Raw genomic sequence first — 16209 nt, forward strand, 5'->3', positions numbered from 1 at the left:
GCGACGTCGAACAAGCGTGTAGCTTGCCGGGTCAACAGTGCCGGGGACGGCGGGGGGCCGGAGCCGGCGGGGAGCCGGGACCGGCGGGGATGGGGGATTGCTCGATGGGCGTGCGGCTCATGGTGGTCGACGACCACCGCCTGCTCGCCGAGGCGCTCGCCTCGGCGCTGAAACTGCGCGGGCACCGGGTGCTCGCGGCAGCCGCCCCCGCCGCGGGCGCGGCCGAACTGGTGGTGAGCCGCGCGCCGGAGGTCTGCCTGCTGGGCACGGCCGCCCCGGCGGAACCGGGCGCCTTCGACCCGGTCGTCCGCATCAAGCAGGACCGCCCGCAGGTGGCGGTGGTCATCCTCGGCCCGGTGCCGAGCCCGCGCGGGATCGCGGCGGCGTTCGCCGCGGGCGCGTCCGGCTACGTACGTCATGACGAGCGCATCGAAGGCGTCGAGCGGGCGATGCTCAAGGCCCGGGCGGGCGAGGTGGCGGTCGCGCCGCAGCTGCTCCAGAGCGCCTTCACCGAACTGCTGAACCCGGCGGCCCAGCCCGACGACGAGGGCCAGCGGCTGCTGCGCATGCTCACCCCGCGTGAGGTCGAGGTCCTCGTCCGGGTCGCGGAGGGCGAGGACACACGGCTGATCGCCGCGGGCATGCACATCGCGCCGAGCACCGCGCGGACGCACGTGCAGCGCGTGCTGATGAAGCTCGGTGTCGGCTCCCGCCTGGAGGCCGCCGCCCTCGCCGCCCGTACGGGCCTCCTGGACCGCGCCGCCCTGCGCCACGCCTCGCACCAGCCCACCGACTGAACACCCCGCTCGCCGCCCGGGCGCGCTTCGGCATTGACTGCGATGTTCGGTTGTGGTTCCTTGTGTGTGGTTGTGTTGGAACGGCACACGGCAGGAGCCCGCAGTGAAGAAGACGTCGACCCGGCTGGCCGACGGGCGTGAGCTGGTCTACTACGACCGGCGGGACGACGCCGTGCGCGACGCCGTCGACCCCCGCCCCCTCGACCCCATCTCCACCACCTCCGAGATCCGGCACGACCCCCTCCTCGGCGACTCCGTCGCCATCGCCTCGCACCGCCAGGGCCGCACCTACCACCCGCCCGCGGACGAGTGCCCCCTGTGCCCCTCCCGGGACGGCCGGCACAGCGAGATTCCCGACTCCGACTACGACGTCGTCGTCTTCGAGAACCGCTTCCCCTCCCTCGCCGGCGACTCCGGGCGCTGCGAGGTCGTCTGCTTCACCCCCGACCACGACGCCTCCTTCGCCGACCTCACCGAGGAGCAGGCCGCCCTCGTCCTGGAGGCGTGGACCGACCGCACCGCCGAGCTCGCCGAACTGGACCAGGTGGAGCAGGTCTTCTGCTTCGAGAACCGGGGCGCCGAGATCGGCGTCACCCTCGGCCATCCGCACGGCCAGATCTACGCGTACCCCTTCACCACCCCCCGCACCGCGGCGATGCTCCGCTCCCTCGACGCCCACCGCGCCGCCACCGGCCGCAACCTCTTCGACGACCTCCTCGCCCGCGAGCGCGCCGACGCCGAACGGGTGGTCCTGGAGACCGACGAGTGGCTCGCCTTCGTGCCGTACGCCGCGCACTGGCCGTACGAGGTGCACCTCCACCCCACGCGGCGCGTGCCCGACCTGCGCGCCCTGGGCGACGCGGCGCGCGCCGAGTTCCCCGGCGTCTACCTGGAGCTCCTGCGCCGCTTCGACCGGATCTTCGGGCCGGGCGAGCCCCCGACGCCGTACATCGCCGCCTGGCACCAGGCGCCGCTGCGCGACCCCCGGCGCGGCGACTTCGCCCTGCATCTGGAGCTTTTCACCATCCGGCGCACCGCCGGCAAGCTGAAGTTCCTGGCGGGCTCGGAGTCGGGCATGAGTGTGTTCATCAACGACGTACCGCCGGAGGCCGCGGCCCGGCGACTGCGAGAGGTGGCGAGCAAGTGAGCAAGTACCTGGTGACCGGCGGAGCCGGCTACGTCGGCGGTGTGGTCGCCGCACACCTGCTGGAGGCCGGACACGAGGTGACCGTCCTGGACGACCTGTCGACCGGTTTCCGCGAAGGCGTCCCGGCCGGGGCCCGCTTCATCGAGGGCCGCGTCCAGGACGCCGCCCGCCACCTCGACGCCTCGTACGACGGCGTGCTCCACTTCGCCGCCTTCTCGCAGGTCGGCGAGTCGGTCACCGACCCCGAGAAGTACTGGGTCAACAACGTCGGGGGCACCATGGCGCTGCTCGCCGCCATGCGCGACGCGGGCGTGCGCCGGCTCGTCTTCTCCTCCACGGCCGCCACCTACGGCGAACCGGTCTCCACGCCCCTCACCGAGACCGACCCGACCGCGCCCACCAGCCCGTACGGCGCCTCCAAACTCGCCGTCGACCACATGCTCACCGGCGAGGCCGCCGCCCACGGCCTCGCCGCCGCCTCGCTGCGGTACTTCAACGTCGCGGGCGCCTACGGGGAGTGCGGCGAGCGCCACGATCCCGAGTCGCACCTCATCCCCCTCGTCCTCCAGGTCGCCCTCGGCAAGCGGGCGTCGATCTCCGTCTACGGCGACGACTACCCGACCCCCGACGGCACCTGCGTACGCGACTACATCCACGTCGCCGACCTCGCAGAGGCGCACCTGCTGGCCCTCGGCGCGGTCGAGCCCGGCGAGCACCTGATCTGCAACCTCGGCAACGGCAACGGCTTCTCCGTCCGCGAGGTCATCGAGACCGTACGGAAGGTGACCGGCCACCCGGTGCCGGAGGTCGTCGCCCCGCGCCGCGCCGGCGACCCGGCGGTCCTGGTCGCCTCGGCCGAGGCCGCCCGCGAGCGGCTCGGCTGGCTGCCGTCCCGCCCCGGCCTGGCGGACATCGTGGCGGACGCGTGGGAGTTCGCGCAGAAGCGGGAAGCGGGGGACGAGGAATGACGGACATCGGACAGGCGGAGATCGCGCGGTCGGACATCGCGCGGACCGACATCGCGCGGGACTTCCGGCGGCTGTACGGGTACGCGCCCGAGGGCGTGTGGGCCGCGCCCGGCCGGGTCAACCTGATCGGCGAGTACACCGACTTCAACGACGGCTTCGTGATGCCGCTGGCCCTCCCGCACACCGCCGTCGCCGCGGTGGCGCGCCGCTCCGACGGGCGGCTGCGCGTCCACTCCGCCGACGTCGGCCAGGGCGTCGTGGAGCTCGCGCCCGACGATCTGGTCCCCCGCGCGGACACCGGCTGGGCGGCGTACCCCGCCGGGGTCGTGTGGGCGCTGCGCGACGCCGGCCACCCCGTCGCCGGCGCCGACATCCACCTCGCCTCCACCGTCCCGACCGGCGCCGGCCTGTCGTCGTCGGCCGCTCTGGAGGTCGTCACCGCCCTCGCGCTGAGCGAGCTGTACGAACTCGGGCTGGATCGCGAGGCGTTGGCCGTGCTCGCGCAGCGCGCCGAGAACGCCTTCGTGGGCGTGCCGTGCGGCGTGATGGACCAGATGGCGTCGGCGTGCTGCACCGAGGGGCACGCCCTGTACCTCGACACCCGCGACCTGTCGCACCGCCAGGTGCCGTTCGACCTCGCCGCGCGGGGGCTCCGGCTCCTGGTCGTCGACACGCGGGTGAAGCACGCGCTCGGCGACGGCGCGTACGCCGAGCGGCGCGCCGGGTGCGAGGCGGGCGCGCGGGCGCTCGGCGTGCGCACGCTGCGCGAAATCGACCACATGCAACTGCCCGATGCCCTGCGGCGGTTGCCCGACAGGACGATTCGCTCGTACGTCCGCCACGTCGTCTCCGACAACGACCGGGTGCGGCGGACGATCGCGCTGCTCGACGCCGGCGACGTACGGGCGGTGGGGCCGGTGCTCACCGAGGGGCACGCGTCCCTCCGCGATGATCTGCGGGTTTCCTGCCCCGAGTTGGACCTGGTGGTGGCCGCGGCGACCGAGGCGGGCGCGCTGGGCGCGCGGATGACGGGCGGCGGCTTCGGCGGTTCGGCGATCGTGCTGACCGAGGCGGACGGCGCGGAAACGGTGACGAAGGCGGTCGAAGCGGCCTTCGCCGCCGCCGGGTTCACGGCGCCGCGCGTCTTCCCGGCGGTCCCGTCGGCGGGAGCGCGCCGCCTCGCGTAACCGGTCAGTTCCGCAAACCGCCTTCCCCTCCCGGCCGCCGGCCGTACTCTGATGCACGGTGCCGGTGGGGGCCGGCGCTGATCAGGGGCGAGACAGTCGGGTACGACGCCCGGGGCGGGGTAACAGTCACTGCGCGGCGGCGGCCGTGCGGCGACCACGAGACCTCCTCTCCGGGCGCCGTACCCGCGGCTGCTCCGTCTTCCTCGACACAGCGGCGACACTTGGGGGTGTCAGTGGTCCGTATCCGGGTTCTGGTGGTGGACGACCACCGCATCTTCGCCGAGTCGCTCGCCGCGGCCCTCGCCGCCGAGCCCGACGTGGACGTCGCGGCGGCCGGCAGCGGCCCCGCCGCGCTGCGCTGCCTGGAGCGGGCGGCCTCCGAGGGCCGCAGGTTCGACGTCCTGCTGATCGACGCCGACCTCGGCGCGGGCGGCCCGCCCGCCGCGAGCCCGGCGGTGAGCCCCGCGGTGACGGTGCCCGCGCCCCGGACCGCCCCGCCTCCGACGGCCCCGCTTCCGGCCGTCCCGCATTCCGCCGTCCCGCCGCGCGCGGTCCCGGACCACGGCGGGGAACTGGTCGACGGCATCTCGCTCGTCGCGAGCGTCCGCGCCGGTCAGCCCACCGTGCGGACCGTCGTACTCGCCGAGAAGGACGACCCGCGCCGGGCCGCGCTCGCCCTCCAGGCCGGGGCCTCCGGCTGGGTCGCCAAGGACTGCTCGCTCCAGCGGCTGCTGGCGGTGATCCGCGGCGTCCTGCGCGACGAGACCCACCTGCCGCCGGCCCTGCTCACCGGGGTGCTGCGGGAGCTGACGGCCGCCCGCAAGCACCGCACGGAGAGCGAGCGGCTGGTGGAGTCCCTCACCCCGCGCGAGCGGGAGGTGCTGCGCTGCATGGTCGCGGGGCTCGGCCGCAAGGCGGTCGCCGAGCGGCTCTTCCTCTCCCCGCACACCGTGCGCACGCACATGCAGAACGTGCTGGGCAAGCTGGGCGTGCACTCCACGCTGGCGGCCGTCGCACTGGCGCGCCGGGCCGGGGTGGGGCCGGCCGACCTCGGTCCGGCCGACCTGGGCCCGGGCTTAGGGGATGTTGTCGAACGGGGCGGTCAGCTGGCGTAGCAGCGCGGCGAGCTCGGCCCGCTGGGCGCGGGAGAGCTCCACGAGGATCGCCCGCTCCTGGTCGAGCAGCCCGGCGAGCGCCTGGTCGGCCCGGTCGCGCCCCTCGGGGGTGAGGCGCACGAGGACGCCGCGGCGGTCGCTGGGGTCGGGGAGCCGCTCGACGAGGCCCTTCTTGGCGAGCCGGTCGATGCGGTTGGTCATGGTGCCGGAGGTGACGAGCGTCTGCGTGAGCAGCTGGCCGGGGGAGAGCTGGTAGGGGGCGCCCGCGCGGCGCAGTGACGTCAGGACGTCGAACTCCCAGGGCTCCAGCTCGTGCTCGGAGAACGCCAGCCGACGAGCGCGGTCGAGGTGCCGGGCCAGCCGGGACACGCGGCTGAGCACCTCGAGCGGTTCCACGTCGAGGTCGGGGCGCTCGCGGCGCCATGCTGCGACCAGTCGGTCGACCTCGTCCTCCATGGCGATCAGTGTAGGCGCTCTGTCGATGTGAAGTCTCTTGACGTCAAGAAATACTCGCCTGGACCATTGGGCATGACGGGGCCGGGACTCTGTTCCGCTTCGGTACTCCGTTCCAGCAAGGGGGCTCTTCCATGCATTCCGCACCAATCTGGGATCCGCAGCAGTATCTGCGCCACTCCAGTCACCGCACCCGCCCGTTCATCGACCTCCTCAACCGCATACCCGAGCTGCCCGCGACCGCGCAGGGGAGGCCCGCCCGAATCGCCGACATCGGGTGTGGCCCCGGCAACGTCACCGCGCTCCTCGCCGACCGCTGGCCCGACGCGCATATCACCGGCTTCGACCTCTCTCCCGAGATGCTGGAGCAGGCCAAGCAGCGTTACGCCGGCACCACCCCGGGCGGCGGCTGGCTCGACTTCCGCCCGGCCGACGCCGCGCACTGGACGCCCGACGAACCGTACGACCTGATCGTCTCCAACGCGGCCCTCCAGTGGGTGCCCAACCATCCCGAGTCCCTGCCCCTGTGGATCGACGGCCTCACCCCGGGCGGCACGCTCGCCTTCCAGGTCCCGGGCAACTTCACCTCGCCCAGCCACGCGCTCCTCGGCGAACTGTGCGAGTCGCCGCAGTGGCGCGACCGCGTCGGGGACCACGGCCGCCGCTTCGTCCACATCCTCACCTCCGCCGACTACCTGGCCCGCCTCACCGACCTGGGCTGCGCCACCGAGGTCTGGGAGACCGTCTACTCCCAGCTCCTCCAAGGCGAGGACCCCGTCCTCGACTGGGTGAAGGGCACCGCCCTGCGCCCCGTCCTCACCGCCCTGGAGGGCGACGACGAGGCCGTCGCCGACTTCCTCGGCCAGTACCGCGACCTGCTGCGCAAGGCCTACCCGCCGGGGCCGCACGGCACGGTCTTCCCGTTCCGCCGGATCTTCGCCGTCGCGCACAAGCCGGAGTGAGCGATCCGGGAAACCCGGAAAGCGGAGGGGCGCCGCGCGTCGTGCGCGGCGCCCCTGCGCCCGTCCGTGGGCGACCGGCTCTGCGGCGGTGATCGGCTCTTGTGCTCAGCTCTTGCGGTGACCTATCAGCCGCGGCTTCGGCTCCAGCCCGTCCAGGCCGTGCCAGGCCAGGTTCACCAGGTGCGCGGCGACCTCCGCCTTCTTCGGCTTGCGGGCGTCCAGCCACCACTGGCCCGTCAGGGCCACCATCCCCACCAGCGCCTGCGCGTACAGCGGCGCCAGCTTCGGGTCGAAGCCCCGGGCCTTGAACTCCAGGCCCAGGATGTCCTCCACCTGCGTGGCGATGTCCGAGATCAGCGAGGCGAACGTACCCGTGGACTGCGCCACCGGGGAGTCGCGGACCAGGATCCGGAAGCCGTCCGTGTACGCCTCGATGTAGTCCAGCAGCGCGAACGCCGCCTGTTCGAGGAGCTCGCGCGGGTGGCCCGCGGTCAGGGCGCCGGTCACCATGTCGAGCAGCTGGCGCATCTCGCGGTCCACGACGACCGCGTACAGACCTTCCTTGCCGCCGAAGTGCTCGTACACCACCGGCTTGGACACCCCGGCCTTCGCCGCGATCTCCTCCACGGACGTGCCCTCGAAGCCCCGCTCTGCGAAGAGGGTGCGGCCGATGTCGAGCAGCTGCTGGCGGCGCTCGGCTCCCGTCATCCGGACCCGGCGGCCCCGCCTGGGTTTGTCACTATTGCTGGTGCTGCTGCCGTCGATCGCCACACCGTCCATCATGCCGCGTTCGCGGCCCGGTCCTGGCGGCGGGCTTCGATCCGCGAGGCGCTCGGCCAGCGCACGTCGTACGCCCAGCCCAGCTTCTCGAACCAGCGGATCAGCCGGGCGCTGGAGTCGATCTGCCCCCGCATCACGCCGTGACGCGCGGACGTCGGGTCGGCGTGGTGCAGGTTGTGCCACGACTCACCGCACGACAGCACCGCGAGCCACCAGACGTTCCCGGAGCGGTCCCGCGACTTGAACGGGCGCTTGCCGACCGCGTGGCAGATCGAGTTGATCGACCACGTCACGTGGTGCAGCAGCGCGACCCGCACCAGCGAGCCCCAGAAGAACGCCGTGAACGCGCCCCACCACGACATCGTCACCAGACCGCCGACCAGCGGCGGGATCGCCAGCGAGAGCACCGTCCATCCGATGAAGCCCCGCGAGATCGCCCGGATCGCCGGGTCCTTGATCAGATCGGGCGCGTACTTCGCCTGCGGGGTGCGCTCCTCATCGAACATCCATCCGATGTGCGCCCACCACAGGCCCTTCATCAGCGCCGGCACCGTCTCACCGAACCGCCACGGCGAATGCGGGTCGCCCTCCGCGTCCGAGAACTTGTGGTGCTTGCGGTGGTCCGCCACCCAGCGCACCAGCGGGCCCTCCACCGCCAGCGATCCCATGACCGCCAGCGCGATCCGCAGAGGCCGCTTCGCCTTGAACGAACCGTGCGTGAAGTACCGGTGGAAACCGATCGTGATGCCGTGGCAGCCGATGAAGTACATCGCCACCAGCAGGCCGAGGTCCAGCCAGCTCACGCCCCAGCCCCACGCCAGCGGCACCGCCGCGAGCAGGGCCAGGAACGGAACCGTGATGAAGAGCAGCAGCGCGATCTGCTCGATCGAACGCTTACTGTCCCCGCCCAGCGTGGCGGAGGGCGTATCCGGGGAAGCGGCAGCGTCAGCGGCCGGGTCCGCGGTGTGAAGCATGTCGGGGGTTGTGGTCATAGGGTCCCCTGGGGGTGAGGGATACGAAGGAAACCGGGCCTCGGGTACCCGTTCCTACGGCCCCGTAACCTACGGCGTCGTAAGTATGTCAGCGTGCGGGCGCGCGGCAAGGGGGCGGTGAACGGCGCCACGCCCGGCGACACCTATCCTGGGTGTCGTCGGACAGCGTGGTCCGCCAGCTTTCAGTACCCCTCCAGACGTGCTCGAACACTGCAAGGAGCCGCACCTGTGAGCAGTGCAGACCAGACCACCACCGCCAACGCCGAGCTGCGTTCCGACATCCGCCGACTGGGCGACCTCCTCGGCGAGACGCTCGTGCGGCAGGAAGGCCCCGAGCTCCTCGAGCTCGTGGAGAAGGTCCGCCGCCTGACCCGCGAGGACGGTGAGGCCGCCGCCACGCTGCTCGGTGACACCGACCTCCAGACCGCCGCCAAGCTGGTCCGCGCCTTCTCCACCTACTTCCACCTCGCCAACGTCACCGAGCAGGTGCACCGCGGCAAGGAGATGCGCGAGAAGCGCGCCGCCGAGGGCGGCCTCCTCGCCCGCACCGCCGACATGCTCAAGGACGGCGACCCCGAGCACGTACGCGAGACCGTCCGGAACCTCAACGTCCGGCCCGTCTTCACCGCGCACCCCACCGAGGCCGCGCGCCGCTCCGTGCTGAACAAGCTCCGCCGCATCGCCGAGCTCCTCGAAACCCCGGTCATCGCCTCCGACCGGCGCCGCCACGACCTGCGCCTGGCCGAGTCCATCGACCTGATCTGGCAGACCGACGAGCTCCGCGTCGTACGGCCCGAGCCCGCCGACGAGGCCCGCAACGCCATCTACTACCTCGACGAGCTGCACGCGAACGCCGTCGGCGACGTCCTCGAAGACCTCGCCGCCGAGCTCGAGCGCGTCGGCGTCGAGCTGCCGCCCGGCACCCGCCCCCTCACCTTCGGCACCTGGATCGGCGGCGACCGCGACGGCAACCCCAACGTCACGCCCACCGTGACCCGCGAGGTGCTGATCCTCCAGCACGAGCACGGCATCACCGACGCCATCGAGCTGATCGACCAGCTGCGCGCCCAGCTCTCCAACTCCATCCGGTACGCCGGCGCCACCCAGGAGCTCCTCGACTCCCTCCAGCACGACCTGGAGAGCCTCCCCGAGATCAGCCCCCGCTACAAGCGCCTCAACGCCGAGGAGCCCTACCGGCTCAAGGCCACCTGCATCCGCCAGAAGCTCCTCAACACCCGCGAGCGCCTCGCCAAGGGCACCCCGCACCAGGAGGGCCGCGACTACCTCGGCACCGCCGAGCTGCTGAGCGACCTCACCCTGGTCCAGACCTCCCTGCGCGAGCACCGCGGCGGCCTCTTCGCCGACGGCCGCCTCGACCGCACCATCCGCACCCTCGCCGCCTTCGGCCTCCAGCTCGCCACCATGGACGTACGCGAGCACGCCGACGCCCACCACCACGCCCTCGGCCAGCTCTTCGACCGCCTCGGCGAGGAGTCCTGGCGGTACGCCGACATGCCGCGCGACTACCGGCAGAAGCTCCTCGCCAAGGAGCTCCGCTCCCGCCGGCCCCTCGCGCCCCAGCCCGCCCCGCTCGACGCGGCCGGCACCAAGACCCTCGGCGTCTTCCTCACCATCAAGGACGCCTTCGAGCGGTTCGGCCCCGAGGTCGTCGAGTCCTACATCATCTCCATGTGCCAGGGCGCCGACGACGTCTTCGCCGCCGCCGTCCTCGCCCGCGAGGCCGGACTCATCGACCTGCACGCCGGCTGGGCCAAGATCGGCATCGTGCCGCTCCTGGAGACCACCGACGAGCTCAAGGCCGCCGACGTCATCCTCAACGACATGCTCGCCGACCCCTCCTACCGGCGCCTCGTCTCCCTGCGCGGCGACGTCCAGGAGGTCATGCTCGGCTACTCCGACTCCTCCAAGTTCGGCGGCATCACCACCTCCCAGTGGGAGATCCACCGCGCCCAGCGCCGCCTGCGCGACGTCGCCCACCGCTACGGCGTACGGCTCCGCCTCTTCCACGGCCGCGGCGGCACCGTCGGCCGCGGCGGCGGCCCCACCCACGAGGCCATCCTCGCCCAGCCCTGGGGCACCCTCGAGGGCGAGATCAAGGTGACGGAACAGGGCGAGGTCATCTCCGACAAGTACCTCATCCCCTCCCTCGCCCGGGAGAACCTGGAGCTCACGGTCGCGGCCACCCTCCAGGCGTCCGCCCTGCACACCGCGCCCCGCCAGTCCGACGAGGCCCTCGCCCGCTGGGACGCGGCCATGGACACCGCCTCCGAGGCCGCCCACACCGCCTACCGCAGGCTCGTCGAGGACCCGGACCTCCCGGCGTACTTCTTCGCCTCCACGCCCGTCGACCAGCTCGCCGACCTCCACCTCGGTTCCCGGCCCTCCCGCCGCCCCGACTCCGGCGCCGGCCTCGACGGCCTGCGCGCCATCCCGTGGGTCTTCGGCTGGACCCAGTCCCGGCAGATCGTCCCCGGCTGGTACGGCGTCGGCTCCGGCCTCAAGGCCCTGCGCGAGGCGGGCCTCGACGCCGTACTCGCCGAGATGTACGAGCAGTGGCACTTCTTCCGCAACTTCATCTCCAACGTCGAGATGACCCTCGCCAAGACCGACCTGCGGATCGCCCGCCACTACGTCGACACCCTCGTGCCCGAGAACCTCCGGCACGTCTTCGACACCATCCGGGCCGAGCACGAGCTCACCGTCGCCGAGGTCCTGCGCGTCACCGGCGGCGAGAAGCTCCTCGACTCCAACCCGGTCCTCCAGCAGACCTTCGCCATCCGCGACGCCTACCTGGACCCGATCTCCTACCTCCAGGTCGCCCTGCTGGCCCGCCAGCGCACCGCCGCCGAACGCGGCGAGGAGCCCGACCCGCTGCTCGCGCGGGCGCTGCTGCTCACCGTCAACGGCGTGGCGGCCGGACTGCGCAACACCGGCTGACGCACGGACGCGAACGCCCCCTTCCCCGTACCAGCGTGTACGAGGAAGGGGGCGTTCGCGTCAGATCGCGAAGAACGTCCCCACCAGCAGCGCCCCGCCCGCCAGCGCCGCCCCCCACGCGAGGCGCGGCAGCCGCAGCCCGCCGCCGACCACCAGCGCCGCCAGCAGCAGCGCCCCGCCCAGCGGCAGCCACGCGTGCAGGCCACCCGCCCAGCCCGTGCGGACCAGCTGCGTCGTGTCCGGCTTCACCACCACCGGATAGACGCCGCCCTTCCGCACCGCCACCGAACTCGGTATCGACATGTCGGTACGCACCCCGGCCGGGCCCTCCGGGTCGTACCGGCCCGTGCAGACATCCGCCGAACAGCCCGTCACCGTCAGCACGCCGTGCTCCCGGCCCTTGGACAGCAGCACGTGCTGCGCCGTCCCCCACGACGCCCACACGCCCGCCACCACCAGCAGCAGGGCGACCAGAGCCATGGCGGCGGCGCGGGCGTACGGGAGGAACGACGAGGTCCGCTTCTTGCGGGAGGGCTTGCTCATGGGGCGCGATCCTCGGCGATACGACCGCACCCGGTCAATCTCGGTCGAGCCCGGTCACGACGCGGTCACGAGTTGTACGCGGACTGCGCCCGCTCCAACCCCTCCGTCACCAGGCACTCCACCGCGTCCGCCGCCCGGTCCACGAAGTAGTCCAGCTCCTTGCGCTCCGCCGACGAGAAGTCCTTCAACACGAAGTCGGCCACCTGCATCCGCCCCGGCGGACGCCCGATACCGAACCGCAGCCGGTGGTACTCCGGCCCCATCGCCTTCGTCATCGACTTCAGACCGTTGTGCCCGTTGTCCCCGCCCCCCAGCTTCAGCCGCAGCACGCCGTAGTCGATGTCCAGCTCGTCGTGGATGGCCACGACGTGCGCCGTCGGCACCTTGTAGAAGTCCCGCAGCGCCGTGACCGGACCACCCGACAGGTTCATGTACGACATCGGCTTCGCCAGGACCACCCGCCGGTTCGCCGGCCCCACGGGCCCCATCCGGCCCTCCACCACCTGCGCCTGCGCCTTCTGCGCACGCTTGAACTTCCCACCGATCCGCTCCGCGAGGAGATCGGCCACCATGAACCCGACGTTGTGCCGATTGCCGGCGTACTCAGGCCCCGGATTGCCCAGACCCACGATGAGCCAGGGGGCGCCGGCGTCCGTCGTCATGTCGTCACGTCTCCTCGTACACGTACCGGAAAAACACGTACCGGAAAAAGGGAACGGGGCGGCGGGCCGCAGCCCGCCACCCCGTCACAGGGAACCCGGAAGGGCTCAGGCCTCGGCGGCCTCGTCGCCCTCACCCTCGGCGGACGGCTCCTCGGCCTGCGCGGCCAGGACCTGCAGGACGACGGTGTCGCCCTCGACGGCCAGCGTGGTGCCCTTCGGCAGCGGGATGTCCTTCGCCAGGACGGAGGCACCGGCCTCCAGGCCCTCGACGGAGACCGTCAGCGACTCGGGGATGTGGGTGGCCTCGGCCTCGACCGGAAGCGCGTTGAGCACGTGCTCCAGCAGGTTGCCGCCCGGGGCCAGCTCGCCCTCGGCGACGACCGGGATCTCGACGGTGACCTGCTCGCCGCGCTGGACCAGCTGGAGGTCGACGTGCTCCAGGAAGCCCTTCAGCGGGTCACGCTGCACGTCCTTCGGGATCGCCAGCTCGGTGGTCTTGCCGTCGATGTCCAGCGAGATCAGGACGTTCGACGTACGCAGCGCGAGCAGCAGCTCGTGGCCCGGCAGCGTCAGGTGGATCGGGTCGGAGCCGTGGCCGTAGAGAACACCCGGAACCTGGTTGGCGCGGCGGATGCGGCGGGCCGCACCCTTGCCGAACTCGGTGCGGGTCTGCGCGGCGAGCTTTACCTCGGACATGTGCACTCCTCGTAAGTGTCAGACGGATCAACGGTCGTGGTCACCCGGCCACGACTGGACTTGGCCTGCTACGAAGAGCGCGTCGATAACGGACCGCCGTACCGGATGAACGGGTACGGCCTCCCTCGCCGAGCAACTACACCAGTCTAACCGAAAGCGAAAGGCCGCCCCGACGCGTGGTCGGAGCGGCCTTACGGCTGCATGCTCAGCCCTGCTCCTCGAAAAGGCTCGTCACCGAACCGTCCTCGAACACCTCACGCACCGCGCGGGCGATCGTCGGCGCGATCGACAGCACCGTGATCTTGTCGAGCTCCAGCTCACCCGGCGTCGGCAGGGTGTTCGTCAGCACGAACTCGCTGACCTTGGAGTTCTTCAGACGGTCGGCCGCCGGACCCGACAGGATGCCGTGCGTCGCCGTCACGATCACGTCCTCCGCGCCGTGCGCGAACAGCGCCTCGGCGGCGGCGCAGATCGTGCCACCCGTGTCGATCATGTCGTCCACCAGGACGCACACCCGGCCCTCGACCTCACCGACGACCTCGTGGACCGTGACCTGGTTCGCGACGTCCTTGTCACGCCGCTTGTGCACGATCGCCAGCGGCGCGTCCAGCCGGTCGCACCAGCGGTCCGCCACCCGCACACGGCCGGCGTCCGGGGAGACGATCGTCAGCTTGTTCCGGTCGACCTTCGCACCCACGTAGTCCGCCAGCACCGGCAGCGCCGTCAGGTGGTCCACCGGGCCGTCGAAGAAGCCCTGGATCTGGTCCGTGTGCAGGTCCACCGTCAGGATGCGGTCCGCACCCGAGCACTTCAGCAGGTCCGCGATCAGACGGGCCGAGATCGGCTCGCGGCCACGGTGCTTCTTGTCCTGCCGGGCGTAGCCGTACGACGGGATGATCACGGTGATGCTCCGGGCCGAAGCCCGCTTCAGAGCATCGATCATGATCAGCTGCTCCATGATCCACTTGTTGATCGGAGCCGTGTGGCTCTGGATCAGGAAGCAGTCCGCGCCGCGCGCCGACTCCTGGAAGCGCACGTAGATCTCACCGTTGGCGAAATCGAACGCCTTGGTCGGCACGAGGCCGACACCCAGCTGATGTGCGACCTCCTCGGCCAGCTCGGGGTGGGCGCGGCCGGAGAAGAGCATCAGCTTCTTCTCGCCGGTCGTCTTGATCCCGGTCACAGCACTGTCTCCTCAGACGTGTTCCCTGGCCGCGAGCCACTTCCGCGCGAACCAGCCGAATTTGTGTGCACGTATCACGGTACGCCGAGTTCGACGCACCTGTTTCCGGTCAGTCCTCGCGTCGGGCCTGCTCGGAGGCCTCCGCTGCAGCCTGCGCGGCGGCACTCCCAGGACGCTTCCGCGCCACCCAACCCTCGATATTCCGCTGCTGGCCACGGGCGACGGCCAGCGAACCCGGCGGCACGTCCTTCGTGATCACCGAGCCGGCGGCGGTGTAAGCCCCGTCCCCCACCGTGACAGGAGCCACAAACATGTTGTCCGAACCGGTCCGGCAGTGAGACCCGATCGTGGTGTGGTGCTTCGCCTCACCGTCGTAGTTCACGAACACGCTCGCCGCGCCGATGTTCGAGTACTCGCCGATCGTCGCGTCACCGACGTACGACAGGTGCGGGACCTTCGACCCCTCACCCACCCGCGCGTTCTTCATCTCGACGTACGTGCCCGCCTTCGACTTCGCCCCCAGAACCGTGCCCGGACGCAAGTACGCGTACGGACCCACCGACGCCGCCTCGCCGACCTCCGCACGGTCCGCCACCGTGTTGTCCACCCGGGCCCCACGGCCCACACGCGTGTCCTTCAGGCGGCTGTTCGGGCCCACCTCGGCGTCCTCCGCCAGATGCGTCGCACCCAGCAGGATCGTGTTCGGGTGCACGACCGCGTCCCGCTCGAACGTCACCGTCGCGTCCACGAACACCGACGCCGGGTCCACCACCGTCACCCCGGCCATCATGGCCCGCTCCAGCAGCCGCTCGTTCAACAGCCGACGCGCCTCCGCCAGCTGCACCCGGTTGTTGATCCCCAGGATCTCCCGGTGATCCGGCGCCACCGAAGCCCCCACCCGGTGACCCGCCTCGCGCAGGATGCCGAGGACGTCCGTCAGGTACTCCTCGCCCTGGCTGTTGTCCGTCCGCACCTTGCCCAGCGCGTCCGCGAGCAGCTTCCCGTCGAACGCGAACACCCCGGAGTTGATCTCCCGGATCGCCCGCTGCGCCTCGGTCGCGTCCTTGTGCTCCACGATCGCGGTCACCGCGCCGGTCCCGGCGTCGCGCACGATCCGCCCGTACCCGGTCGAGTCCGGTACCTCGGCCGTCAGCACCGTGACGGCATTGCCGTCGGCGGCGTGCGTCGCGGCGAGCGCGCCGAGCGTCTCGCCCGACAGCAGGGGCGTGTCCCCGCACACCACGACGACGGTCCCCTCCAGCGCCCCGGCCCCCAGCTCCTCCAGCGCCATGCGCACGGCGTGCCCGGTGCCGTTCTGCTCGTACTGCACGGCGGTACGGGTGCCCGCGTAGTGCTCGTCGAGGTGCGCGGTGACCTGCTCACGCGCGTGCCCGACGACGACGCACAGGTGCTCTGGCTCCAGCTCGCGCGCCGCCGAGACGACGTGCCCGACGAGCGAACGCCCGCAGATTTCATGCAGGACCTTGGGGGTCTTCGACTTCATACGGGTGCCCTCACCCGCTGCGAGGACGACGACGGCTGCCGGGCGGTTGGCGCTCACGGGAATGCCCTTCGGCTTTCGGGTGGTGGACAACCGCAGGATACCGGGGGGTTTCGGGGAGGAAACGAGGGCGGGTCCTGACCGTGAGGCCAGGACCCGGCAAATATGGCGGCTCCCCCATCAGGATTTGAACCTGAACAGACGGTACCAAAAACCGCAGTGCTGCCTGATTACACCATGGGGGACCAAACCCGACTAAACCGGA

Annotated in this window: 15 protein-coding genes and 1 tRNA gene; 7 read left to right on the top strand and 9 right to left on the bottom strand. The window is 71.7% G+C overall.

What is annotated here, in order from left to right; all coding sequences use genetic code 11:
* The first annotated feature begins 104 nt into the window (after positions 1-104).
* The 5 genes from ABZX67_RS19760 (at position 105) to ABZX67_RS19780 (ending at position 5214) form a co-directional block, all read left to right on the top strand.
* Positions 105-797, top strand: a complete 693-nt coding sequence (locus ABZX67_RS19760) for a LuxR C-terminal-related transcriptional regulator (RefSeq protein ID WP_355361836.1) — start codon at positions 105-107, stop codon at positions 795-797.
* Between the two features lie 103 nt (positions 798-900).
* Complete coding sequence (gene galT, locus ABZX67_RS19765; protein ID WP_355361838.1) at positions 901-1944, top strand: galactose-1-phosphate uridylyltransferase; 1044 nt, start codon at positions 901-903, stop codon at positions 1942-1944.
* Complete coding sequence (gene galE, locus ABZX67_RS19770) at positions 1941-2912, top strand: UDP-glucose 4-epimerase GalE (protein WP_355361840.1); 972 nt, start codon at positions 1941-1943, stop codon at positions 2910-2912. The genes galT and galE overlap by 4 nt, the downstream gene beginning before the upstream one ends.
* Positions 2909-4099, top strand: coding sequence for a galactokinase (gene galK / locus ABZX67_RS19775; RefSeq protein WP_355361842.1), 1191 nt, complete (start codon positions 2909-2911; stop codon positions 4097-4099). The genes galE and galK overlap by 4 nt, the downstream gene beginning before the upstream one ends.
* Positions 4100-4332: 233 nt before the next feature.
* Positions 4333-5214: a response regulator transcription factor gene (locus tag ABZX67_RS19780; RefSeq protein WP_355361844.1), complete on the top strand. Its 882-nt coding sequence runs from the start codon at positions 4333-4335 to the stop codon at positions 5212-5214.
* On the opposite strand, the gene tamR is transcribed toward ABZX67_RS19780, so the two are convergent.
* Positions 5176-5670: a MarR family transcriptional regulator TamR gene (gene tamR / locus ABZX67_RS19785; protein WP_355361846.1), complete on the bottom strand. Its 495-nt coding sequence runs from the start codon at positions 5668-5670 to the stop codon at positions 5176-5178. The genes ABZX67_RS19780 and tamR overlap by 39 nt on opposite strands.
* 131 nt (positions 5671-5801) lie before the next feature.
* On the opposite strand from tamR, the gene ABZX67_RS19790 reads away from it, so the two are divergent.
* A complete protein-coding gene (locus ABZX67_RS19790) occupies positions 5802-6629 on the top strand; it encodes a trans-aconitate 2-methyltransferase (protein ID WP_355361848.1) in 828 nt (275 codons plus the stop codon).
* 105 nt (positions 6630-6734) lie between these two features.
* On the opposite strand, the gene ABZX67_RS19795 is transcribed toward ABZX67_RS19790, so the two are convergent.
* Together ABZX67_RS19795 and ABZX67_RS19800 are read right to left on the bottom strand one after the other, a co-directional pair.
* A complete protein-coding gene (locus tag ABZX67_RS19795) occupies positions 6735-7412 on the bottom strand; it encodes a TetR/AcrR family transcriptional regulator (protein ID WP_355361850.1) in 678 nt (225 codons plus the stop codon).
* Positions 7409-8401, bottom strand: coding sequence for a fatty acid desaturase (locus ABZX67_RS19800; protein WP_355361852.1), 993 nt, complete (start codon positions 8399-8401; stop codon positions 7409-7411). Before ABZX67_RS19800 ends, ABZX67_RS19795 begins: the two co-directional genes overlap by 4 nt.
* Before the next feature lie 228 nt (positions 8402-8629).
* Between ABZX67_RS19800 and ppc the strand changes: the two genes are divergently transcribed.
* Positions 8630-11359 carry a phosphoenolpyruvate carboxylase gene (gene ppc / locus ABZX67_RS19805; protein ID WP_355361853.1) on the top strand — a complete coding sequence of 910 codons (2730 nt, stop codon included), beginning with the start codon at positions 8630-8632 and terminating at the stop codon, positions 11357-11359.
* Between the two features lie 60 nt (positions 11360-11419).
* On the opposite strand, the gene ABZX67_RS19810 is transcribed toward ppc, so the two are convergent.
* From ABZX67_RS19810 to ABZX67_RS19835, 6 genes are all read right to left on the bottom strand, one after another.
* A complete protein-coding gene (locus ABZX67_RS19810; protein ID WP_355361854.1) occupies positions 11420-11902 on the bottom strand; it encodes a hypothetical protein in 483 nt (160 codons plus the stop codon).
* Positions 11903-11967: 65 nt separating this feature from the next.
* Positions 11968-12564, bottom strand: coding sequence for an aminoacyl-tRNA hydrolase (gene pth, locus ABZX67_RS19815; protein ID WP_355361856.1), 597 nt, complete (start codon positions 12562-12564; stop codon positions 11968-11970).
* A gap of 105 nt (positions 12565-12669) precedes the next feature.
* Positions 12670-13260, bottom strand: a complete 591-nt coding sequence (locus ABZX67_RS19820) for a 50S ribosomal protein L25/general stress protein Ctc (protein WP_355361858.1) — start codon at positions 13258-13260, stop codon at positions 12670-12672.
* Between the two features lie 205 nt (positions 13261-13465).
* On the bottom strand, positions 13466-14443 hold the full coding sequence (locus ABZX67_RS19825) for a ribose-phosphate diphosphokinase (protein ID WP_355361860.1): 978 nt from the start codon (positions 14441-14443) through the stop codon (positions 13466-13468).
* 109 nt (positions 14444-14552) lie between these two features.
* Positions 14553-16004 (bottom strand): bifunctional UDP-N-acetylglucosamine diphosphorylase/glucosamine-1-phosphate N-acetyltransferase GlmU, encoded by a 1452-nt coding sequence (gene glmU / locus ABZX67_RS19830; protein ID WP_355361862.1) that lies wholly within the window; start codon positions 16002-16004, stop codon positions 14553-14555.
* A 112-nt stretch (positions 16005-16116) separates the two neighbouring features.
* Positions 16117-16189 (bottom strand) — tRNA-Gln (locus ABZX67_RS19835).
* Positions 16190-16209: the final 20 nt, after the last annotated feature.

Source organism: Streptomyces sp. NPDC003036, from assembly GCF_040611175.1.
Classification (GTDB): domain Bacteria; phylum Actinomycetota; class Actinomycetes; order Streptomycetales; family Streptomycetaceae; genus Streptomyces.

What these genes read in the sequence shown, in the direction of transcription:
- ABZX67_RS19795 (WP_355361850.1), bottom strand. Translation starts at nt 7,412, where the DNA reads ATGATGGACGGTGTGGCGATCGACGGCAGCAGCACCAGCAATAGTGAC.
- ABZX67_RS19790 (WP_355361848.1), top strand. Translation starts at nt 5,802, where the DNA reads ATGCATTCCGCACCAATCTGGGATCCGCAGCAGTATCTGCGCCACTCC.
- ABZX67_RS19810 (WP_355361854.1), bottom strand. Translation starts at nt 11,902, where the DNA reads ATGAGCAAGCCCTCCCGCAAGAAGCGGACCTCGTCGTTCCTCCCGTAC.
- tamR (WP_355361846.1), bottom strand. Translation starts at nt 5,670, where the DNA reads ATGGAGGACGAGGTCGACCGACTGGTCGCAGCATGGCGCCGCGAGCGC.
- galK (WP_355361842.1), top strand. Translation starts at nt 2,909, where the DNA reads ATGACGGACATCGGACAGGCGGAGATCGCGCGGTCGGACATCGCGCGG.
- ABZX67_RS19800 (WP_355361852.1), bottom strand. Translation starts at nt 8,401, where the DNA reads ATGACCACAACCCCCGACATGCTTCACACCGCGGACCCGGCCGCTGAC.
- ABZX67_RS19820 (WP_355361858.1), bottom strand. Translation starts at nt 13,260, where the DNA reads ATGTCCGAGGTAAAGCTCGCCGCGCAGACCCGCACCGAGTTCGGCAAG.
- pth (WP_355361856.1), bottom strand. Translation starts at nt 12,564, where the DNA reads ATGACGACGGACGCCGGCGCCCCCTGGCTCATCGTGGGTCTGGGCAAT.
- ABZX67_RS19760 (WP_355361836.1), top strand. Translation starts at nt 105, where the DNA reads ATGGGCGTGCGGCTCATGGTGGTCGACGACCACCGCCTGCTCGCCGAG.